Annotated in this window: 21 protein-coding genes; 3 read left to right on the top strand and 18 right to left on the bottom strand. The window is 63.1% G+C overall.

What is annotated here, in order from left to right:
* Window positions 1-61: 61 nt before the first annotated feature.
* The 10 genes from G3N99_RS05155 to G3N99_RS05110 form a co-directional block, all read right to left on the bottom strand.
* A complete protein-coding gene (locus G3N99_RS05155) occupies window positions 62-715 on the bottom strand; it encodes an AAA family ATPase (protein ID WP_206121818.1) in 654 nt (217 codons plus the stop codon).
* A gap of 88 nt (window positions 716-803) precedes the next feature.
* Window positions 804-1,010, bottom strand: coding sequence for an ogr/Delta-like zinc finger family protein (locus G3N99_RS05150; RefSeq protein WP_206121817.1), 207 nt, complete (start codon window positions 1,008-1,010; stop codon window positions 804-806).
* Window positions 1,007-1,273: an ogr/Delta-like zinc finger family protein gene (locus G3N99_RS05145; RefSeq protein ID WP_206121816.1), complete on the bottom strand. Its 267-nt coding sequence runs from the start codon at window positions 1,271-1,273 to the stop codon at window positions 1,007-1,009. Before G3N99_RS05145 ends, G3N99_RS05150 begins: the two co-directional genes overlap by 4 nt.
* A 13-nt stretch (window positions 1,274-1,286) precedes the next feature.
* A complete protein-coding gene (locus G3N99_RS05140; protein ID WP_206121815.1) occupies window positions 1,287-3,089 on the bottom strand; it encodes a replication endonuclease in 1,803 nt (600 codons plus the stop codon).
* A gap of 22 nt (window positions 3,090-3,111) precedes the next feature.
* On the bottom strand, window positions 3,112-3,258 hold the full coding sequence (locus tag G3N99_RS05135) for a hypothetical protein (RefSeq protein WP_206121814.1): 147 nt from the start codon (window positions 3,256-3,258) through the stop codon (window positions 3,112-3,114).
* Window positions 3,259-3,269: 11 nt separating this feature from the next.
* On the bottom strand, window positions 3,270-3,488 hold the full coding sequence (locus G3N99_RS05130; RefSeq protein WP_206121813.1) for a hypothetical protein: 219 nt from the start codon (window positions 3,486-3,488) through the stop codon (window positions 3,270-3,272).
* The gene (locus G3N99_RS05125; RefSeq protein ID WP_206121812.1) at window positions 3,485-3,736 is read right to left on the bottom strand and encodes a hypothetical protein; all 252 of its coding nucleotides are present in this window, start codon (window positions 3,734-3,736) and stop codon (window positions 3,485-3,487) included. The genes G3N99_RS05130 and G3N99_RS05125 overlap by 4 nt, the downstream gene beginning before the upstream one ends.
* On the bottom strand, window positions 3,733-3,912 hold the full coding sequence (locus G3N99_RS05120) for a hypothetical protein (RefSeq protein WP_206121811.1): 180 nt from the start codon (window positions 3,910-3,912) through the stop codon (window positions 3,733-3,735). Before G3N99_RS05120 ends, G3N99_RS05125 begins: the two co-directional genes overlap by 4 nt.
* A 45-nt stretch (window positions 3,913-3,957) precedes the next feature.
* On the bottom strand, window positions 3,958-4,398 hold the full coding sequence (locus tag G3N99_RS05115) for a hypothetical protein (protein WP_206121810.1): 441 nt from the start codon (window positions 4,396-4,398) through the stop codon (window positions 3,958-3,960).
* Complete coding sequence (locus G3N99_RS05110) at window positions 4,395-4,727, bottom strand: hypothetical protein (protein ID WP_206121809.1); 333 nt, start codon at window positions 4,725-4,727, stop codon at window positions 4,395-4,397. Before G3N99_RS05110 ends, G3N99_RS05115 begins: the two co-directional genes overlap by 4 nt.
* A gap of 391 nt (window positions 4,728-5,118) precedes the next feature.
* On the opposite strand from G3N99_RS05110, the gene G3N99_RS05105 reads away from it, so the two are divergent.
* Window positions 5,119-5,448, top strand: coding sequence for a helix-turn-helix domain-containing protein (locus G3N99_RS05105; protein WP_206121808.1), 330 nt, complete (start codon window positions 5,119-5,121; stop codon window positions 5,446-5,448).
* 120 nt (window positions 5,449-5,568) lie between these two features.
* On the opposite strand, the gene G3N99_RS05100 is transcribed toward G3N99_RS05105, so the two are convergent.
* The 3 genes from G3N99_RS05100 to G3N99_RS05090 all read right to left on the bottom strand — a co-directional run bounded on the left by G3N99_RS05100 (window position 5,569) and on the right by G3N99_RS05090 (window position 7,595).
* The gene (locus G3N99_RS05100; RefSeq protein WP_346778469.1) at window positions 5,569-6,279 is read right to left on the bottom strand and encodes a hypothetical protein; all 711 of its coding nucleotides are present in this window, start codon (window positions 6,277-6,279) and stop codon (window positions 5,569-5,571) included.
* A gap of 96 nt (window positions 6,280-6,375) precedes the next feature.
* Window positions 6,376-7,257 carry a DUF2491 family protein gene (locus G3N99_RS05095; protein ID WP_346778468.1) on the bottom strand — a complete coding sequence of 294 codons (882 nt, stop codon included), beginning with the start codon at window positions 7,255-7,257 and terminating at the stop codon, window positions 6,376-6,378.
* Window positions 7,206-7,595 (bottom strand): hypothetical protein, encoded by a 390-nt coding sequence (locus tag G3N99_RS05090; protein WP_174985057.1) that lies wholly within the window; start codon window positions 7,593-7,595, stop codon window positions 7,206-7,208. The genes G3N99_RS05095 and G3N99_RS05090 overlap by 52 nt, the downstream gene beginning before the upstream one ends.
* A 52-nt stretch (window positions 7,596-7,647) precedes the next feature.
* Here G3N99_RS05090 and G3N99_RS05085 point away from each other — a divergent pair, with 52 nt between their 5' ends.
* Together G3N99_RS05085 and G3N99_RS42355 are read left to right on the top strand one after the other, a co-directional pair.
* Window positions 7,648-7,944: a hypothetical protein gene (locus G3N99_RS05085; protein WP_206121806.1), complete on the top strand. Its 297-nt coding sequence runs from the start codon at window positions 7,648-7,650 to the stop codon at window positions 7,942-7,944.
* A 334-nt stretch (window positions 7,945-8,278) separates the two neighbouring features.
* Window positions 8,279-8,404 carry a hypothetical protein gene (locus G3N99_RS42355; protein ID WP_277396331.1) on the top strand — a complete coding sequence of 42 codons (126 nt, stop codon included), beginning with the start codon at window positions 8,279-8,281 and terminating at the stop codon, window positions 8,402-8,404.
* 617 nt (window positions 8,405-9,021) lie between these two features.
* On the opposite strand, the gene G3N99_RS05080 is transcribed toward G3N99_RS42355, so the two are convergent.
* The 5 genes from G3N99_RS05080 to tssH form a co-directional block, all read right to left on the bottom strand.
* The gene (locus G3N99_RS05080; protein ID WP_206121805.1) at window positions 9,022-13,752 is read right to left on the bottom strand and encodes an RHS repeat-associated core domain-containing protein; all 4,731 of its coding nucleotides are present in this window, start codon (window positions 13,750-13,752) and stop codon (window positions 9,022-9,024) included.
* Window positions 13,753-13,957: 205 nt separating this feature from the next.
* Complete coding sequence (locus G3N99_RS05075; RefSeq protein ID WP_206121804.1) at window positions 13,958-15,751, bottom strand: RHS repeat-associated core domain-containing protein; 1,794 nt, start codon at window positions 15,749-15,751, stop codon at window positions 13,958-13,960.
* A complete protein-coding gene (locus tag G3N99_RS05070; RefSeq protein WP_206121803.1) occupies window positions 15,667-16,932 on the bottom strand; it encodes a hypothetical protein in 1,266 nt (421 codons plus the stop codon). The genes G3N99_RS05075 and G3N99_RS05070 overlap by 85 nt, the downstream gene beginning before the upstream one ends.
* 15 nt (window positions 16,933-16,947) lie before the next feature.
* Window positions 16,948-19,152: a type VI secretion system tip protein VgrG gene (tssI, locus tag G3N99_RS05065; RefSeq protein ID WP_174937807.1), complete on the bottom strand. Its 2,205-nt coding sequence runs from the start codon at window positions 19,150-19,152 to the stop codon at window positions 16,948-16,950.
* Window positions 19,149-21,812, bottom strand: a complete 2,664-nt coding sequence (gene tssH / locus G3N99_RS05060; RefSeq protein ID WP_206121802.1) for a type VI secretion system ATPase TssH — start codon at window positions 21,810-21,812, stop codon at window positions 19,149-19,151. Before tssH ends, tssI begins: the two co-directional genes overlap by 4 nt.
* Window positions 21,813-21,940 lie beyond the last annotated feature (128 nt).

Here is a 21,940-nt window from a genome sequence, read left to right as displayed (position 1 = left end):
TATCTAATTGATATCGCGTCGATACCATGTCGATATCTGTTCGATATCGACATGATCCCGTTTAGCTGGCGTCGGCCGTCAGCACGCCGAACACCGCATCTTGCAGACGTTCGATTTCCGCGCATGCGACCGGATCGCGACGCGGCATTTCCTCGACGTGCAGGCCGGCCGCGCTCGCGTTGGCGAACGCCTTGCGGCGGTGGATACGGTACGGCAGCAATTCCAGGCTGTCATAGCTGGCGATCACCGATTCGGCGTCGCGGTTGTCCGCGCCCTGCACGTCGGCGCAATTCAGGAACGCGCATGCGCGCAGCGCGCGCACCTTGCGCGCCTCGTCGAGCAGCTTCGCCATGTCGTCGAGCGCCCACACGTCAAACGAGCGCGGCATGACCGGCACGAGCACCACGTCGGCGGCCATCATGGCCGCGCGAAACGCGCTCGAATCCCGGCCGCCCGCGTCGACGACGACATGATCGAACTGCCCCGCGTGCTTCGTCAGCTCCGCATGCAGCGTTGCGCCGACCTCATAAGCGGAGGCCGCGATCGCGGGCCGTTGTCCATACGAGCGAGCGGCCATCGCCGACGCGCTCGACTTCTGGCGATCGCCGTCGACGAGCCACACGCGCGCGCCGGCGGCCGAAACGCCGGTTGCAAGCTGTACCGCGATCGTCGATTTTCCGACGCCGCCTTTCGGATTTCCCACGACAACAATCATTGCTCACCCCTATATAGAAACGATATCTACTCGATATCGACGCGATATCACCCCGGTATCGCGTCGATACCGCCTCATTGCGCGGCCGCTATACGTCGAGCCGCATCTGTCCGCCCGCTCGTGTCCGCGGTTGCGGCGGTTCGGCGGGCGTCATTTCGAGTCGCGCGCGGTAGGTATGCCCGCACACGACGTTGTCGCACTGGTAGTCGATTTCCCACACGAGCTGCTCTTTCTGTTCCAGAGAACGCGCGATGCCGCGTGCGCTGCAATGCGGACAGGCGATCGTGAACCTCATCGCGCGCACTCCATCAGGCCGAGCGACGTGCGCGAATCGACGTAGCCGTGCAGCCGTGTCGACGGCCGCACGTCGAGCGTCACGTCGTCGCGCGGGCATGACGCCGGCGACAGCGAATACAAAATCTCGAGCCCGGCCGGCGATCGGAATTCGCATGCGTCGCACACGAAATAGAGGCGGCGCATCGTCGCCGACATGCCTTCCGTATGGCGTGCTTCGATCTCGTCGCCGCAGCACGGGCAATCGATGGTCATTCGTGACATGGTTTTCCTCGCTCTACAGGTTCCGTTGACCCCGTTTCGCGTCGCTCACGTCCCCGCTGACGCTGTTTCCAGTTCCGCGCGCTGCGCGGGCGCCCGGATCGGCCACCCCTGACCGATCCGACCGCGTACAGTTATTGACACCAGTCCAAGGGCGGGCGGCTTCGCCGCCGCGCCGAACTACCCGCCATTCGTACCGCGTCGACGGTACGAAAATCTTCGTCTCGCGCGTGTACGCGCAAAGCCCGTCGACGATGTGTGCGACGCCGATCGCCTCGACGCCGTGCGGCACGCGCACGGGCGCAATGCCGTACCGGCCTTCGCGATGCTCGACGGTATGGCGCACGTAGACCATGCGCGCTTCGCCGGCGATGCCGCCCATCGCGCGCGAGTATTCCGCCCAATCGGCCGCATGCTCGTCGGTTTTCTGAGCGGCCAGCCACGCAGCGCGAATGCACGGCGCCTCCTCTTCGCTCGGCAAGTCCTGTTCCTTGACCCGGCGCAGCTCGCGCCACACGCCGACAGGTGCCCCGCCGAACTGCTGGAACTGCCGGATGCCCCACAACGCCGCCCACGCCTCGACGCGCTGCGACGGCGTGATTTCGTCGCCATCCCACATATCCGTCTGGATCACATAGCCGTCCTGCGTCTTGTGCTCGCCGACCGCATACCCGTCGATGTTCTTGCTGATGTACTTCGCGACGTAGCCGACGGCCGATCCTTTCGTGCGGTCGATCATTTCGAAGCGCACGCGGTGCAGTTGCGCGCCGGGCTCGTTTCCAGAATCCCGCAGCCCGTGTTTGCGCATCACCGCGCAAAACCGCTCGACCTTGTCGGCGAACACGAGCCCGTGCCAGTGCGGGCAGCCGTCGTGATGCGGCTCGGCGACGCGCATACCGAAATAGAGGACGCCCTCGCGTTTCAGCTCGGCCCGGATGCGTTGCCACACCTTGCGCAGATACGCCTGAGCGTCGCGCGGCGACAGCTCGGTATAGACGGGATTCGGCTCGACAACGCCGCCTGTCGTGCGAACGGCATGAAAGCGGCTCGGGCAAGTCAGCGTGAACATGACGCCTCGCAGCTTCGCATCGTCGGCCAGTTCTTCGAGCCCGCGCAGTCGCGTGAACAGCTCGCCGCGCTTGAGCGCCTTATTCGACATGCCCTTTGCGGCCAGTTCGGCCAACGTGAACTGTTGGCCGTTCTCGTTCTCGACTGTGACGGATTCGAGCGTGCGCGTATTGCGGCGGTTCTGCGCGATCCTCCGGCGAACCGCTTCATCGCTTGCGTAGGGCTCTGCCCGGCGGTGGACGTAGTGCAGGCGGATATTGCTATGTTCGAGCGTGCGGATATGCTTCTTGCGCAATTGCCGGCGCCACCACAGCTCGCAACGAACTCGCGCTATCTGACCGGACGGCAGGTCACAATCTGGCATCGCGACCGCGTATGTCGCGCACGCGGTGCGCGCCACGACGAGCGCATCGGCGACAGTCAGGCCATGTGATCGCATCCCGATATCGTTCGCGATGCGCCGAGCCTTGAGGCAGATTTCCTGATCGTTCGCATCGGGGCGCACCGGCAAATGCTCGGGTGCGTGCTGGTCGAGGAATTCGCGAATGGCGCACGCGGCCGCGCTCACATCAAAGAGACGATCCGCGATCGGCTGACCCGGAACCGGATGCCTTGCCGCGCTGGCGTGGCCGGCCCGCTCGGCCTGCCGCAGTGCGCGGCGCAGCCACTTCGGGGGCAACCGCTTCACTGCCGCCTGGGCTTCGGGGATATCAGCTAGAACGCTGGATGCGTCGCGCGCGTAGACCCACATGCTCTATTGCGGTCCGATGCTCTTACGCGCGATGCGTGTTCGACGAAATCGGCCACGCCGGTTCCGTACCGTCTTCAGGATGCACGCCGCACCAAGCGATCACGCCCACGATGATGATGATCCAGATCGCCCACAGCGGCAGCGGCTTTTCGTTTCTCGGTTGCTTCATCACTCCCCCTATCAGATCACCCGGCGGCGCCGCGCCATCTGCGACAGCAGCGGCCGCAGCTCGTGCATCGCGGCAGCGGCGGCCTGATCGGTGCGCGCCGTGCGCGGCGGGTTGTAAACGACGAACGGGGGCACCAATACCCCCGCTCCGATACCAAACTCGGCAAGGTCAGCGGCCAGAAAGTCGCGCGAGCCTTCGCCTGCACGTTCCTCGCTCGCCGCGTGCGTCATGCGGCGAGCCGTTCGTCGACAGCGTGCGGCGTGTCGACCGCGTCGAGCGCCTTGTCGAATGCCTCGTCGCGCGTCATCGGGTACGACACACCCGTGCCTTCCGTGTACCAGTGGATTTCGCGACGCCCTTCGATGCCCTTGGCGACGAAGTAACCGCCGCTTCCCAGCCGATCGAAGAACGGGCCGACCTCAATCACGCCAGCAGTGACTACGCGCGGCAGTGCCATTTCGATATCTGCGTCGGTCATGCGGCCCTCGCGATGGAAAGGTAAAGCCGGCCTTGCTCGCGAGCGAGGCGCACGCGATCCGCGATTGCGCGACTGCGATACTTCGCGCGCTGCAATTCGTTGTGTGCGTGCAGTTCACGGCGAATCGCTTCGGATTCGTCGTTCGTTACATTAGGACTACGATTGATATTCAGCATGAAAACCCCGTTGAAGTTGACATGAGTTGACGTTAGCCGGGCGCCTTACGGAAGGCGTCGGGACTGCACGAATGCAACAACCGCGTTAGCGATCGTCCCACGCGCATCGCCGACTAGCTCGTGCGCTGCGTCGACCGCCGCCGACAACGCTGCCGTCCGCGCGCCTTGCCGTGTAGGATCGGCTGTAACGACACCGTCCTGCCAATTTGCGGTCGCCCACAGGGCGTGTTGGTGGAGTGACTGGATTCCCCACGCGTTCGCGATAATGCGATCAGCGCGGCGCAGTTCGACGTACATGGCGAGCGGCGATCCGCCGTCAATCACTTCCTGTCGCTCCGTTGCGCGCGTAACGCCGTCCACGCCATCGAGTCTGTTTTCGCAGCCCCACGCGCATTTCTGCCCCATCGTCATAACGCCGAGCCCGTTTCGGACGATCGTGTGCGCTGCGCGCAGCTCGTCGCGAAGTTGTTGCGCGATAGTCGTCATGCCGCGCCCCCTGCCCGGTCATCTGCCACGGCCGCGAGAATTGCTCCCCGCTGTTTCATGCACCCTTCGAACGTATCGGCCAGAGTTTTGCGCCGAATCGCACTCCGAATGCGCTTGCGTGCGCAGTCGATCGCCGCCTCTTGGGTCACACCTTTGCCGGTCGCCATCCCTGTTTCGATGTTCGTCACGACGAAGCGCTCGTCGTCGGCCGCCCGGTCGTCGCAGTGGACACCGAAGGTCATGCCGACCGAGTTTTTGATGGTGACCGGTTCGCCCCGTTTCATCACGAGTCCGGCCAGCGACAGGATTCCGTAGGCGATCGTGCTCATGCCATCACCCCGCCAGCGAGCGACGGGTGAATCGTCCAGATTCGGACGATGCATTGCATCGAGTCCATCAGCGCACGCCATGCGGCGTCAGCGGTTTGGCGAGCCAGCACGAGCGGGCTGTAACGCGTCTGTGAAAATTGCAACGAAATGTGCTGCATTTGACTTCCCCTTGTTCAACCCCTTGAACGGTGTACTGCGTGAAAGTCGCCCGGCGGCTGGGTAGCTATTCCAACACCGGCGGGGTTGTGAACCGGTTGCCGGGGCGACGGTTCGGATCATATTTCAAGAACCTTGCATATGCAAGATGCTTGCAATTGCAGGATTCATGCATATTGCACACGCAAGGCACTTGCAGTACCGTTGCAGCGGGTTGAATCAAAAGGGGTTTTCTATGAAGAACTGCGATCACTACCTTGATCTTGCGAAGATCAAGCGGGACTTGCCGTCCGACTATGCGCTCGCGAAGTTGCTCGGCGTGAGCCCTTCCGGCATCACGAACTACCGAAAAGGCCGCAGCCACTTCGACGACGCGACAGCGATCAAGATCGCTCACATCTGCGAAATCGAGCCGGCCGAAGTGCTCTTTGCGATGCAAGTTGAGCGCGCAAAAAATGACGAAGCACGCGCTGTTTGGTCTGGGCTTCTGGAAAAATTTTCCAAGGGTTTTCGGTGGCTGGCGCTACCCGCTAACGCTTGTGGGGCCTTGGTCCCGCAGGTGTAACGCCAGCTTTAGTTAGCGACCCTTCTTCACGTTATGTCAAATAAAAAATAAACCAAATTGATCGACCAGATTCGTCTCTGTTTGCCGCGCGCCGTCGTCCTCGGCGCGCGGCCTACCCGATTACGACTGCGAGATCCGGCGCAAGCGATCAATCACCGATTCCGAGCCAGCGGCCGCTCCACCCGCAGCGATCCGACGCGCTTCCTCGACCGCAGCCTGTTGATCGAGCGGCTTTTGCCCGATGGCAGCCACCGTCTGCGCGGCGTCGGCCGTAACACGCGCCTGCGCGGCAGCCGCCTGCAACGCGCCGAGTCCGGTTGACGCGGAGCCGGTGCCCGCGCGCAAGCGGTTCAGTTCGTCCTGCTGCTGCTGCATCAATTGAGCGCGCTCGCGATCAGCCTGTGCCTGCGCGAGGTCCGCCATTGCGGCGCGTGCTTTCGCATCGAATTCGTTCAACTGGGTTTCGATGGTCCCCAGGATTTCCTGCAGCGTCTCGACAAGTTGCCGAGCGCTATCGGCTTCGGCCTCACGCTGCGGAAGATCCCGCTTGCGGCGCTCGAGATCGTCGGTGAACTGCGTCAGCGTGGCTTCGTTGATCTCCTGCTTTTCGAACTTGTCGATCAGCACGACCGACGCTTTCACGTCCCCGTCGATGCTTGCCTTCAGTTCCGCCGCGGCGGTTTGCGCCGCGTGGCTCTTCTGCTTGGCCTCGGCGAGCTTTACCGCCACTTCATGCAGCTTCGACTGCAGGTTGTCGCGGTCGACTTGTGTAGCCGTTTCGGGATCGAATGCGGCGATCTGTTGTGCGAGACGGTCGCCGACGGTTCCCACGTGTTTCGCAAGCAGTGACGAAACGAGTTTCCAGCCAGACATGGTGTTCTCCTTGGTGAACCTTGTATTGCGGATGGATCGAGGCGGCGTCGCGCCTCAGAAAATCTTGACGTGCAGCGGATCGAGGGCAAGGCCGGCGAAATAGTCGACCCAGACGGCCGGCGCCGGGCGTCCGTCCATCGTCTCGACGTGCTCGAAATCGATCCACAGGCGCTCGATCGGGCCGCTGTCCTGCGCCGGGCCGGCCGGCAGGCGCCGCACGTACTGCATGAACGAATGCGTCTTCTCGACGCCCTTCTCGCCGACGCTATCGTCCAGGCGACGTTCCCGAGCACGCCACGGCCGGATGTAGTCGCCGCCGGGCGCGTCACGTTCGAATCCGATTGCGTCGCTGCCGCCGAGCAGCGCATCGACGCGCGCCGGACTCCTGGCGAGATGGGCGATCTGGTCAAGCTCATCGCGATCCATGTCGTAATGGTCCTGCCCGAGGCCGTAACCGTTGCCGAGGAATGCATCCTGTTCCTCGGCCGTCACCGGATATTCACGGTAAAGGAACTGGTAGTAGGCGATTTCCCGAAGATCCTGGGGATCATCCCTGCCCGTCATGACCTGCAGGAATGCGCCCTGCCCGTTCCTGTCAGGACCCGTGTTCGTGTACATCCGGAAAATCGACAGATCTGCGTCGGCGTCGATATGCAGGCGGCTGACCGCAACGATCGGCATCTGGGCGTCCGGCGGCACGACGAGGAGCGTGCCGTCCAGTAAAGCGAAGTCGGCCAGCACAAGCTTGATCATGCCGCCAATGCATGCGCCGAGCGGCAGGCCGGTGTCGACCCGATCCGGTTGAGCGGTGCGCGCTCGCGCAAGGTCGTCGAGGCGCTTTTCGCCGATGCGGCGAACAAGTTCAAGGATTCCCATGTTCGTTCTCAGAGACGATAGTTGGTGTGCGACGCATAGCGCGCCTTTCTGAGTAGCCACGCGCGGCGCGCACGCTGGAACAGCCCGATGACGAGACAAATGGAGAGAAAGAGCATTCCGCCCAACAGGAGCGCATTCATGATCGGATGCTTGCTTTTCCCGGCCGGTTGTTTTTCCGTCGTTGCCGGCGACTGAGCGAGTGTTTCCGGCTGGGCGTCGGATGCGGTGTCCGGCGTGGCATCGTCGCTGGTTGAACTTCGATATCTTGATGCCGAGGTCGAGTCGACCGAACGTGTCATCGGTTGCTGGACCACGACGGTTTCGCGCGGCGAACTGCTGCGGCCGAGCAGGTAGCCCAGCAGGAGCTTGTCATTGCCGCTGGATTGCTGTCCAGCCACCGGCGGCGCTGCGCCATGACCGGGTGCGCCGTACGACGGAGATGTCGAGGCGTTGCTTTGCGTCCCGTACGACGAGGTATCGCCGGATGCACTGTGGCTGAACGAGCTGCCGCCACTGGCGCTATCGCTGCCATGCGACGGCTGGTTCGAATTCAGCGTTGCAGCCGCATCGCGGCTCGACTGGGCCGCATACAGTGCGCCGCCGAGCGCAGTTGCGGCGATTACTTTCCTGGAGCCGGAGCTGCTGAACCCCGACTTCGGGGACGTGCTGGACGGACTGGCCGACGAACGAACCGATGAATCATCGGAAGCGCTTTTCGAACTCGACGAACCGTATGAGCGGCCGTAACCGGAACTGGATGAGCTCGTCGACGAACGAGCCGACGAGTCGTAGGACGCGCCTTTCGAGTTCGACGAACTGTATGAGCCGCCGTAACCGGAACTCGATGGACTCGTCGACGAACGAGCCGATGAGTCGTAGGAGGAGTTTTTCGAGCTCGACGAACTGTATGAGCGGCCGTAACCGGAGCTGGATGAACTCGTCGACGGGCGAGCCGATGAGTCGTAGGACGAGCCTTTCGAATTCGACGAGCTGTATGAGCGGCCGAAACCCGAGCTGGATGGACTCGTCGACGAACGAGCCGATGAGTCGTAGGAGGAGTTTTTCGAGCTCGACGAACCGTATGAGCGACCGAAGCCCGAGCTGGATGACGAACTGCTGGAACTCGAGCTGGATGAGTAGCGACTGGAGCTTGAGCCGGACGACGAGCCGCTGGAACTCGAACTGGACGACGAGCGGCTCGAACTGAAACCGGAGCTCTTTGCAAACGCGACCGGCACCGCGGAACCTGTGGCTAGCGCGAAGGCGACCAAGGTCGCAGTGACCTTGTGGCGTATGGTCCTCATGTTGTTGACGTCCTTGTTGTTCAAATATTGTCTGCCCGGGCCGGCCGGTCTCTCAGTTACCGTTCCAGTCCAGCTTCGTGCGCAGATTCTCGCGCCGTCTCTGCGTGGATCGCGCACTGCTGTCGTGCCGTGCGCGATCCGATTAACCTGCCCCTATTCGACGCGCGCATGATCGTAGCAAGTTTAAAGAAAGCTTGCTCGATCATTTCATTTTCATTTTCCTGGAAATGGACTCGCATGCCTCATTCGCGCCACCATTGCGGCATGCAGTCTGCCCGGTACCTTGCGTCCGGAAATGGATATCCTCGGCGTTGCTCGATTTCGATGACACCGTGGCTCTTGGCTTCCGTCGTCATCCAGTCCGTCCCTATCGGCTGAGTGACGTCGCTCCATCATTCGCCCTCTTCCGCGGCGCCGGCCCTGATCTGAAAATGAACGCGCGCCCACCCCGTTGCAGGGTTGTGGTGGCCGGACGTGCCGCGACGCGTGACGTGAACCTTGGCCGTCGGGCGTACCGACGTTACAACTTGCGGTCGCGCTTGCCTGTCATGCATTCGTGCCGCCCGCCTCGTGTATAGACGTCCACACGCGCAATCTGCGACATCGAACCACCGGAGTACACCGTCAAGCGGCCAATTCCCAGCGGGGCCAACAGCCGGGACAACATCGGTCTGCAGGCAGGCGCGCATGTCGTCCGGTCATTGATCAGGGTGACTTCATCACCGAGCAAGCCTTCTCGATGTCCCAGCAATAACGTGCCCGCTTCGGAATGAAATAGAAATTGAAACGTGTTTCCCTTCGACCCATCAAGGCCGAGGCTTTCTCGCCACGCCCTCGTCATTTGGAAATCCTGGGTCTCCCGCAAAGTGGAATTGATGCCGTACACGCGATCCGAGCCCAAAATCGTGCCGATCGATCCCAACTTGTCTCCCGTCTTGAACCGGCCGTCAGGATTGTTTGGCAGGTCGAGCCCTCTTCTTTCCCGAAATGACCGGATTCTTTGATAGCCCTCAAATGGCGTTTCCTCTCGTTTAAGACCGAGAGGATCTTTCCAGCCAAATACGTTGGGCGCGTATTGGTAAGGGTTGATTCCCCCATCGATTCGAATGGGGTCCTGGCTGACAAAGCTCCCGATCACGGGATCGTAATATCGGTACCGGTTGTAGTGCAGGCCCGTTTCCCAGTCCTCGTACTGCCCCTGGAGCCGCAGTCGCTGATCATGTGCGGCATGCATCCCGTCTGCATCGACATGCCCCCACGCTCCGTAGCGGCCCTCCCAGACGATTGCATTGAATTGATCGGTCAGTCGTGTCGGCGCCCCGCTTGGCTCGGTATGGAAGAACACGTTGCGCGCCGCAGATTCCGACACGGCCGTCGCTTGGTCCGAACTGTTCTTCGGTGCGTATCGCATCGCTGCCAGCGGCCTGAACGTACCCGGGTAATAAACCCACTCGTACAGTTCTCCGCCGCCGCCCGCCGGCGATATGGCAATCGGGTGCTCTCCCCAGCCTGGATTCGGCTCGGTTGCGACATCCGTCAACTGCACGTCGTCAGCTTCGTCCCGGCGCACTGTTTCGCCCACCAACGCGTCGCCGTCCCAAAAGTAATCGTGACGGTGCGACCGGGCGGTCGATCCTGACACCGACCCGGCCGGCGCGTCAGCCTTGTCGAGGATTCGCGTGGTCTTCCGTACGCGTCGCTGGAAGACGTCGTACGCATAGCGGGTATGAATGCGACTAGCCTGGATCGCTGGCTCCGCAGGCGCGCGCACCATCAATGTTTCGATCAGCAGCCCGTCGCCGTCCCAGCGCAACAGCAAATCCTGTTGCGCGTCACGCTTGCGTATCAGGTTGCCGGTACGATCGAACGTATAGCGACAGCCATCGTGCTCGCCTTCGCGTACCCACGCATCGACAGGCGATGCCTGGTCCGACACGCCGGTGCGATGGCCCGGGTTGCTTCTGGTCGTCAACAGGTTGCCCGCAGGATCGTGCAGGAAGCGCTGCAGTTTGCCGTTCGGGTCGAGGTAAGCGGTCAGCCTGCCCATCGGGTCGTAATCGAAACGCTCGATACCACGGCGGGAGTCGCGCCTCTCGGTCAGCTCGCCGTTGGCATCGTATGCGTACTCGGTGGCAAAGATGGTGCCGGTACCGGACGACAACGTTTGCCGCGCCAGTTGCCCCTCCTGCGTGTACACCAGGTCGCGCCGCAGCGCCTCGCTCAGGTATTCCACACAGATCCGGCCAAGCGCATCCCGCTCGAGCGTGACGGGTGCGGCATCGTCGATCTGGATCGAGGCGATAGCGCCGAAAGCGTCGTAACCATAACGCACGGTGTGCGTGATCGTTTCGCGACCGGTCGCGATCCGTGTGCAGCGCTCGATGCGTCGCCCAACCGTGTCGTACCGGTAGGCGATGACGAAATCGTCGCCTTGCCGCTCTTCAACGAGGCGGCCTGCGTCGTCGTAGCAGAGTCCGAGGCAACTGTCCGGATTCTGCGCGCCGACGAGTCTGCCAATGCGGTCGTATTCGAATGTCTCGATGCGAACGCCATCAGCCTGTCTGGAATCCGCTACCTGCTTCTGCACTACACGCCCGAACCTGTCGGTCAGATACAGGGTAGCCCGCCCGGCCGGGTCGACACTCCGTCGCAGTTCGCCGAACGCACCATACTCGTAGCGACGCCGTTGGCCCCAGTAGTCGACTTCTTCGACGATGCGGCCCATCGCATCGCGCTTGAGCTGGTACCGTTCGCCACGCTCGTTGACGACGCCAACGAGCTGACCTTCCGTATCGTACTGATACTCGACGCCGGTTCCGTCCAGCGATAGCCGTTTGGTGATTCGCCCTAGCGCCGAGTACTGAAGTTGCGCCGTAGAGCCGGCCGGATCTCGATAGTGCGCCAGGTTGCCATCGGCATCGTACCCGCACAGAATCTCCTTCCCGCTCGGCTCGATTGCGCGCGTCAGATTGCCATTGCGGTCGTATTCGTACCGACTCGTCTGTCCCAGTGCGTCGACTACCTCGACGAGGTTTCCTCGCGCATCATGCCGATAGAGTGTTCGATGGCCGAGTGGGTCCGTCACCGCAGCCAGATGACCGTCGCGGTCGTATTCGAGTCGGGATAGCTCGCCACACGGCCCGATCTGCGCGACGAGCTGCCCGAACGCGTCGTACTGGTAACGGGAGGTCGCATCCGACGGCGTCGTTTGCGCAAGTAGATTGCCTTGCTCATCCCACTCGTAGCGCCATTGTCGTTCGCCCGGCAACGTCACGCAGACCGGATGATGGTGCGAGTCATACCCGGTTCGAATCGTCCTGCCATCCGGCAGCGTCTGCGACGCGAGATTGCCGTACCGATCGTAGGCCCACAACGTGATACGTCCCGCGGCATCGGTCACGGCGCTCGTGCGTCCCTTTGCTTCGTAGCGGTAACTCGTGACACCGCCGAGCGGATCCAGCTCGAATACGGGCATGCCCTGCGCATTCAGCTGCAGCACTGTCGTATGCCCCAACGAATTGGTGATACATGTCTGCATTCGTGCGGGGTCGTACGCAAATCGGTAATCGAACCAGCCGTCGTCGCCCCATGCGTGGTCGACGCGCCAAACGCCGTCGTCGTCGGCACAGTAATGGTAATGAAACGACACGCCCCGCGCGGTCGTATGACTGACAATCCGATGCCCGTCCGCATAATCGAAGCGATACGGGTATCCCATTGCATCGACCGCGGCACGCAAGTTGCCGTCTCGATCATGCTCGTAGGTGACGAGCGGATGCGCGTGCCCATTCGCGTCGACAAGCGTCAATGCGGTCAGCAACGCGGCAGGCGTGGCGCCGGTCGCATCATGACGTGAGGCGTCTCGGATCTCGCAGGTGATGACGCGCCCGGTTGCACCGTCCCGTCTCCATTCGGCGATACGTTCGAGGCGTCCGCCCTGATCGCGTTCGAACACCCATGCATTTCCGTTCAGGTCGGAGATGCGATGGATGGGCAGCGTCAGACTCGACTCGCTCCTCGGCGGGACAAACGTTTGCCGCCATTGCGGCGGCAACGGGAATCCGTATTCGATGCTTTCGCGCGTGCGTAGTACGAGCCGGTTGCCCAGTCGGTACAACGCATCCGCTTGTTGCCAGTCGCTTTCGCGTGAGAGCCAGCCTTCGGTCACGGGCAGTGCATCGAACGCAGTCGTATGATCCGGAAGATAGGCGACCGCACCGATCGCGTCGCCGTGCGGCAACAGTTCCAGCCGGATATCGGCTGGCGTCTGCCAACCCACCCCAACGGCACCGATGTGCGTATCGTGACTTGAGTAGTATCGATCCCACTCGAGGGGTAATCGCCCCGATACAATGAAATCGCGTTGCTCGACGACCACTTCACCCGTCGTCGCGTCCACCGGCTCCGCGTGCAACACCTTGCAGCGCAAGAACCCCGGTTTCAAATGAAGCTTGTCCGCCAGCGCCTTCGCCCACTTCGATCCGCGGAACGCCTTGAACAACCCCTTCGCCGCCGCCGCCATGTTCATGATCGGCGGCCCGCCCACAAAAACCGGCCTTCCTGCCGGAATCGGCAACATCACCGAACTCGGCATCGACGGATAACTGCGATCGGTATGCGCACTGTTGTGGCCCGGTGGCTCCATGCCGATCGACCAGCAACTCAACGCTGGTAGCGCCATGAACGACATCGGATCATTGTTGGCGAGCACGGTCCGGCTGCCCATGTACGATTCCGCATCGTCCGACGGTATGGGGTCCGGCTCCGGTGGCGGTGCAAACGATTCCCCTAGCGGAAAATGCAGCCCCGGGATGTGATACGAATGTGTTCCGGCCGTCGCCCGCATCATGCCGTTGACGAATATCGGCCTGCCGGCAGCCCCGCCCATTCCTACGTTTGAGCCGAGCGCATTTTGAAGTGCTGCGACTTCCTTTTCGAGCTTCAGCCCCGCCGCAACGATCGGGTTGTCACCGAGGTCCAGTAACTTCCCGGAGGCAAGCGCTGCCGCGTCGTCGAGCTTCCGTGCCACATCGGGATGATCCTCGAGATAGTCGGCCGCCTTCTCCTGCGCAATCGCCATCGCGATGCTTCCAACCACACCCTTCGCGGCTTCGATGTACTCCCGGAGATCGAGCATGAACCCGACATGGGGGTGCGGCAGGAACACGGGTGTCGGACTCGGCGCGACCAGGACCGAGTGAACGTCCACCCCGACAACGGGATCCAGATGTTTGACCGCTAGCAGCCCCAAATCGCCTCCCGCTCAGTGCCGGCCGCGCGACGCAGCGACCGTCATCAGCCGACGCTTCGCAGCCGTACTCGACGTCACTGCGCGCTCATGGCAATACGCCGAGGGCTCATCATCCCTCTGCACCCAATGCGGGCTTGCCTCGCCAAACAGCCCATTCACGACGAGCTTGTGTCCTGCCGGATGCTCAGCGTCGATCGCGTGCACTCTATCCATCGATCCCGCTCGCCAGATGGGCATCTCCATAGAGCCCTACACAATTCAGACATGCCCGTTTAGGCACCCACGTCCCGTTTCCGGTTCGAGTCCATGCAAACGAGGTGTAATGGCCGAGATCCGCCAAAGGCTCATACCCCGGGAGAATATTTGCGTCTGTCGCAAGAAGGACGGCGAAAGCCGGGCTTTCTGCACAGCCCAGGATATTGGTGCCCGCAACCCTTGAGCCATTGGGAAATCTCGTCAGATCTTGCATTCGGTATGTCTGCAAGAAATGAGGCATCCCTGTCCAGCCTCGTTCCCCGAACTCCATTTCTTCCGTTTCACGATTGATTACACCGGCGATCACCGTGCCGCCTTGTTTTCCTTTGAACATCTGGTTTCGTTCCATTTGATCACGCTCCGCATAGAGCCTGAGCACGGCGTCGTCTTTCGTAAGCTGCTGTTTCGCCAGACCTAGCGGATCAATCCAGGTGATTGCATTTGGGGCGTACGTTTCGATGTTTCCCGCTCTCAACCCAATCGGATCAAGACTAATAAACCTTCCCGCATCACAGTCGTAATACCTGTTTCTGTTGTAGTGGAGACCGGTTTCGTCGTCATGCTGCTGCCCCTGAAACCGCAGCGGCTGCTCAAATTCGTCTCGATCTCCGTGTAGGCTGACCCAACCCCAGGCAGAGTAGCTGCCCTCCCAGACAATGCTTCCCCGCGCGCCGATAATCGTCGTCGGTGCTCCATTGGGATCGTTATGGAAAAAGTACGGTTCTGCGGGCTCCGACCTTGAAACAGGCAACCTCGTGGCTTGACCATGGCAGACAACGAATTGCGGCGCGGTCGTGTCCATCGCATACGCGCACCGCATTCCCGCCAGCGGCCGAAACGTTCCTGGGTAATACACCCACTCCCGAGCTTCGCCATAGCTGTCCATGGACACTGTCGCTGCATGGACCGGCGCCGTCGCATGACGACCGGACGAGAGGGGCCGCGTCGTGTTTGCGGCGCCGGCCAGATCGGACAGCAATCGATTCGCTTGTCGATCGCTCCTCAATGCCTCCCCTATCAACGCATCTCCATCCCAGAAGAAACTGCTGTTACGGGACAGCACTGTCGAATCGGACGATCCAATTGCCCATGTGTCGACACCGCACTCGATTCGAGTATCTTTCCTGGTCCGCCGATGAAACACGTCATACGCGTAGCGCGTGTGAATACACAACGTGCCGCTCGCCCCCCCAACTTCAGCCGACGCCCGTCGCTCCATGACCGTCTCGATCAGTAGCCCGTCGCCGTCCCAGCGCAGCCGCAAATCCTGCAGCGCATTCCGCTTGCGCACCAGATTGCCGATACGATCGAATGCATAGTAGTAGCCGCCATGTTCGCCATCACGCACCCAGGTATCGGCTTCGGGCCCATCGGCTGCACCCGCTGAACCGTGCTCGCGGAGGTGTTCCAACTTCGTCACATCTTCGGGGTGGTGTTCGATGTATTCGGTCAGCTTCTCCTGCGCGATCATCGTTGCAATGCAGCCAACCACGGCCTTTGCGGCCTGGATGTACTCGCGCTTGTCCAGCATGAACCCGACATGAGGGTGCGGCAGGAAGACCGGCGGCGTACCGGGTGTGACCAGTACCGAATGAACGTCCACGCCAACAACCGGATCGAGATGCTTGACGGCCAGAAGTGCCACGGTTTCGCCCTCGCTCAGCGCCCGCTGCGCAGCGCAGCGACCTTCTCGCTCAACGCGTTGCGCCGCCGGTCCTTCGCGCCCAATTGCGACACCATCCATTCGACAACCATCGGCAGATTGCTGTTCGCCCGCAGCGGCTCATCGATCATCAACCCCGCATCGAGCGCATTGAACCCGGCCTCCAGCGCATGTTCGCGCTCCCCTGCGCGCTCCCAGCACACGGCGCTCATCCGCCACGCCTCGACCGTCATCAGCCCGTCCTTCGCCGCCGTGGTCGACGCCGCCGCACGCTCGTAGCAATAAGCCGAGTGCGCATAGTCCTTATGCGTCAGATGCACGCTCGCCTCGCCGAACAACCCGTTCGCCACGAGCTTGTGCCCCGCCGGATGCCCTGCCTCGACTGCGCGCATACCGCTGCTGGCGGCGCTCTGGTAAGCCGCGATCGCCTGTTCCCGATCGCGCCATTTCAGATACGCTGCCCCCGCAATCAGGTGCACGACGACGCATTGATCGAACCACTGCTCGCGCTCCGCGACCTTCAGCGCCGCTGCCCGCAGTTCCTCCAGCCGAGAAGGATTACCGCCTTCGATCATCTCGGTCAGCATCACGAAGTGCCGTCTGAATTCACCACTCGGCCCGCGCTCGCCCGATTCCGCCAGCAACTCGCGCGGCACGCTCGCCATCGAATACTTGCCGTGCACGACGCGCACCGCGGCCCGATGCCGTTGCATCAACGCAGCAAACGGCGCGATATCGATACGCGGCACGACGAAGCGCACGCGCTCGGCAAGCTGCGGCGCGACCGCCACGATCGACAGCAAATCGTCCATCCAGCGTACCCATGCCGCGTCATCCCGCACTTTCACCGGTTTCAGCACGAACACCATCGCCGGGAAAATATCCGGATGGTGTCGCATCAGGCTGTCGGTCACCGCGAACAGATACAGCAACGGATTCTTGCCATCGTCGTAAGGCGCTTGCCAGTCCGCACGCACGCCCTGCGCATTGGACGCCTCCCGCCGGCTGTCGTAGAACGCAATGAGCTCATCCGTCAGCGCCTTCGCATAACCCGATTCATTGACGAACGACGCCCGCATCGTCCTGACCGCGCACGACGTTTCATCCTGAACCTGGAAATACAGCCGCACGAGCTCCGCATCCGTCTCGTTGGTCTGCCAGATCATCAATCGCGCGTCCTGCTCTTTCGCGAAACTCATCCAGTCCGTATGCGCATCCATGAACCTGCGCTCCACCGGATTGGTCGGCTGCCAGTTCTGCATTCGTGCGGGCCTCCGTCACGGATTCAGTTTCAGGACGGCGCCTTCGACCGTGTGCTCCGCGGTCGCCGACGACGTCACGGTCTTGCCGTTCACGCTGTGCGTATTCGTGCCGGTCGAGGCGACGTTGACGCCCTGGATCGTGATCGTGCCGTCGCTTTTCATCACGATGCTGGACATCCCGCAGACGAGCGAAAGCTGGTCGCCGGCGTTGACGGTCACCTGATGCTGCACGTTCGTCGTATGGTTCGCCCCGACGTTGACGGTGTGTTCGCCGCCGACCGTGTGCGTATGGGCTTTCGCGATCGTCGAGGTCCGCGCGCCGATTTCTTCGGTATGCGTGGACGCGACCTGCGTCTTCATGTCCTGCGACGTTGTCTGGTACATCTGCCCGACGCTCAGCGTCTTGCCTTCGCCGATCGTTTCGGTCTTGGCATGCGTGACCGATTCCGTGTGGCTGCCGCCGATCGTTGCCTCGCGATCCGACGCAATCGTCACGGTCTCCTTCTTCCCGACCGTTCGCGTCCGGTTCCCCCCCACCCCATGCGTTTCATCCGCTCCAATCTGCGCGACCCGGCTCTGCCCGATATTCACCGTCTCGTTCTGCCCCACACTCCTCTGCCGGTTGTTCTTCACCTGCATCGTTTCGTCGTTCCCGACCGTATGCGTATGGTTGTTCCCGACGGAAAGTGAATGATCGAGCTCCGTCTCTGCATCGAAATTCCTTTCCGCGTGCATCCAGAGTTGTTCGGCGCCCTTCTTGTCCTCGAATCGAAACGCGTTGGCATGGTCAGTCGTTCCGCCCGGTGAAGATCTGGACAGCAACCCGCTCTGCGTCGCACTCCCCGGCAGCCCCCAGGGCGGCATCTTCTCGCCGTTGAACACTCGCCCCGTGACGATCGGCTCATCCGGATCGCCATTCAGAAAATCAACGACAACCTCATCACCCACACGCGGAACCTGCACGCCCCCGAACCCACCCCCAGCCCAGGGACTCGACACCCGCACCCAGCATGACGAATCCTGATTGCTTTGCCCATACCGGTCCCAGCGGAATTGCAGCTTCACGCGCCCATACTGGTCGGTCCAGATTTCCTCCCCCGGCGGCCCGACCACAGTGGCCGTCTGAGGCCCGTTGGTTCGCGGCCGCGGCGTATCACGCGGCGACCGGTAAGGCAGGCTCGACGGCTGCACGAGCATCATCGTCTGATGAACGACAGCCTCCGCACCCTGATCGCTCGCATACGCATTCTCCTGAAAGCGGTACTGGCATCGCACGATCAGGTACTCGCGGTTCTGGTCCGCACGCGGGCAATGTTCGAGCGTGAACAGATAACCTGGCGCGACACCGCGCACATCGGTATCGGCGTTCGCCCGTTCATGTTCGGCCTGCTGCTCCTCGAGCCGCACGCGGCTGTAATGCGCGCCTGGTGCATCGTCGCGATACCCACCCGGCCACTCGAACGACGCAAAACTGTCGTGATCATGCCCACGCGGATCGACCTTCTGCGACGAAAGATCCGCGCGCGGCTTCGTATAGTCGTAGTCGGTGGTCTGGTGCCGCCCGACGCTCACCTCCTGCGCGGGCAGCCAGCCGTCGATGTGCTCCTCGTCGGCGATCGCCGTACGGTCGCGCGCGATGTACGGAATCGTCTCGTAGCCGGGCAGCACGGTGTGCGACGACATCGCGTCGCCGAGCATCAGCGTGTGCGTGTCCTCCGCATGCCGGAACCAGAAGTAAATCCCTTCGAACTCCATCAGCCGCGACACGAACGCGGCATCGGTCTCGTTGTACTGCACGCAGTAGTCGCGCGGCACATACGACTCGGCGAGGTGGTTCTCGATCGGAAACCCATACGTCGACAGCACCTCCTGCACGATCTCGGGCACGGTCTTGTTCTGGAAGATCCGGCAATCGGAGCGGCGCGTCGCGAGCCACAGCCACGGTCGCACGATCAGCTCGTAGCCGTAGTACCGCTCGGCGCGCCGGCCGGAAAGCGATGCGCGCGCAACGATGCCGTTCAGGTAGCGGGTCGACAGGTCCTGCTGTTCGATCCGGACCGTCACGGGCTTGCCGAGCATGTCCTTCAGCGACAGGCTGTGGCTGTCGGCAAGCGCCTCGATCCGGAATTCGAACAGGCGGCCGAGTTCGTCGCTGCCGTCGAGCGTATGGAACTTGAGGTCGTCGCCGTGCGGGCTGTCGAGTGTGAATACGCGATTCAAGTCGTTTCCTCCTCGTCGAACCGGTACACGAATTCGCCGTCTGCGGCGCTCAGCTCGATCGACGACAACGTGCGGCCTTCGAGCGTGGCCTGCAGGATCGCGCGGCCGATGCGCGGCATCACGGTATGCGTGAGGATCGCGTCGACCATCCGGCCGCCGGATTCGATCGTCCGGCAGCGCTCGACGACCAGTGCGGTCGCCGCGTCGGTGCAGCGCAACGGGATGCCGTGGTGCGCGTCGATCCGCTGCTCGATCCGCCGCAACTGCAATGCGACGATTCGCGCGAGCGTCGCGTCGGTGAGCGGGTAGTACGGCACGACGGTCAACCGGCCGAGCAGCGCAGCGGGAAACACATCGAGCAGTGGCGCGCGCAGCGCATCGGCGAGCGTCTGCGTATCGGGCAGGCGCTCGGGATCGCGGCACAGCTGCATCACGCGATCGGCGCCGACGTTCGAGGTCAGCAAGATCACGGTATGCCGGAAATCGATGTCACGGCCTTCGCCGTCCTCCATCCAGCCCTTGTCGAACACCTGGAAGAAAATCTCGTGCACGTCGCGGTGCGCCTTCTCGATCTCGTCGAGCAGCACGACGCTGTACGGGCGGCGGCGCACGGCCTCGGTCAGCACCCCGCCCTGCCCGTAGCCGACATAACCGGGCGGCGCGCCCTTCAGCGTCGACACGGTATGCGCTTCCTGGAACTCGCTCATGTTGATCGTGATCGCGTTGTGTTCGCCGCCGTACAGCGTGTCGGCCAGTGCGAGCGCGGTCTCGGTCTTGCCGACGCCGGACGGCCCGCACAGCAGGAACACGCCATGCGGCTTCTTCGGATCGTCCAGCTTGGCGCGCGCGGTCTGGATGCGTTCGGCGATCAGCTCGACCGCGTGCTTCTGGCCGACGACGCGCTCGCCAAGCGTATCGGCCAGCCTCAGCACGGCCTGCGTTTCGTCGCGCACCATTCGTCCCAGCGGAATGCCGGTCCAGTCGGCCACGACGGCGGCTACCGCGTGCGTGTCGACGGCGGGCAGCACGAGTGGCGCATCGCCCTGCAGGTCGGCCAGCGCCTGCTGCGCGGCCGAGAGACGGATTTGCGCCGCAGTGCGTGCGTCGGCGTCGAGCGCATGCGACGGATCGTCGTCGAGCAGCAACGTGCGGGCATCGACGATCGCGGTCAATGCGTCGCGTTCGGTTTGCCAGCGCGTGTCGAGCCGGTCGAGTTCGGTTCGGGCGGCGGCAATGTCGTGCTCGATTGCATCGCGTCGTGCGGTGTCGCCGGTGCCGAGCGCGCATTCGCGTCCGATCCGCTCCTGTTCGACGCGCAGGCTGTCGATGCGGCGGCGCGCATCCTCGATCGGCGCGGGCACCGCGTGCTGGCTGACGGCGACGCGCGCGCAGGCCGTATCGAGCAGGCTGATCGCCTTGTCGGGCAACTGGCGGGCGGGAATGTAACGGTGCGACAGCGTGACGGCGGCCTGCAGCGCGTCGTCGAGCACGAGCACGCGGTGGTGGGCCTCGAGCTTCCCGGCGAGGCCGCGCAGCATCGTCAGCGCGGCCGCTTCTTCCGGTTCGTGCACGTGCACGAGCTGGAAGCGCCGCGTCAGCGGGGGGTCCTTTTCGATGTGCTGCTTGTACTCGGACCAGGTGGTCGCGCCGATCGTGCGCAGCAGGCCGCGGGCAAGCGCGGGCTTCAGCAGGTTCGCGGCGTCGCCGGTGCCGGCGGCCCCACCCGCGCCGACGAGCGTATGGACTTCGTCGATGAACAGGATCGCCGGCCGCTCGGCGGACATCGCTTCGTCGATCACGCCGCGCAACCGGCTCTCAAACTCGCCCTTCACGCTCGCGCCGGCCTGCAGCAGCCCGATGTCGAGCAGGTACAGCGCAACGTCCTGCAGCGCCGGCGGCACGTCGCCAGCGGCGATCCGCAGCGCGAAACCCTCCGCGACGGCCGTCTTGCCGACGCCGGCCTCGCCGACCAGCAGCGGATTGTTCTGCCGGCGTCGCAGCAGGATGTCGACGATCTGGCGAATCTCCGGATCGCGTCCGATCACCGGATCGATCTCGCCAGCCCGCGCGCGAGCGGTCAGGTCGACGGCGAAACGCGAGAGCGCGGAGCCGTCGGCGGCGGCGGTGGCCGCGCCGCGCATTGCCGTGTCGCCACCGCGCGCAGCCTGCCCGGCCGGCTGCGCCTCCGGCGAACCTTCGACGATCGACCCGAGCTCGTCGGCGAGCACGTCCGGCACGATGCGCTCGAATTCGCGCGTGATCGCCAGCAGCACGTTGCGCAACTGCGGCGTCTTCAGGATCGCGAGCAGCAGCACCGCGCCGCGAATGCGCGTCGCGTCGTACTTCAGCGTCGCGTACACCCATGCGCGCTCGACGGCGTCGTCGATATGCACGGACAGATCCGACACCGAGCCCGCGCCGCGCGGCAGCTTGTCGAGCGCGGCCACGAGCCCGCGGTCGATTGCGGCGTCATCGATCCCGAAGTGGCGCAGCACGCGCTGCAGGTCGCCGTCGGGCCGCTGCAGCATCTGCTTGAACCAGTGCGCAAGTTCGACGTACGGGTTGCCGCGCAGCCGGCAAAAGCCGGTCGCCTGCTCCAGCGTCTCGTAGAGAAACGGATTCAGTTTTCCGAACAGGTTGGCGCGGCCGATATCGGACATGACGGTTCCCGTTTAGGCGGTTTCGCGATGAAGGGGTGCGCCGCCGCGCCGCACGTCGTAGCGGACGACGAGGTCGCGCGCGGGGCCCGGTTCGAGCCGCTGCCCGAGCCATGCGGTGCGGCCGATGC

It is taken from the genome of Burkholderia sp. Ac-20392 (genome assembly GCF_017104585.1).
GTDB lineage: Bacteria > Pseudomonadota > Gammaproteobacteria > Burkholderiales > Burkholderiaceae > Burkholderia > Burkholderia lata.
This window is presented reverse-complemented; position numbering and strand designations above follow the sequence as displayed.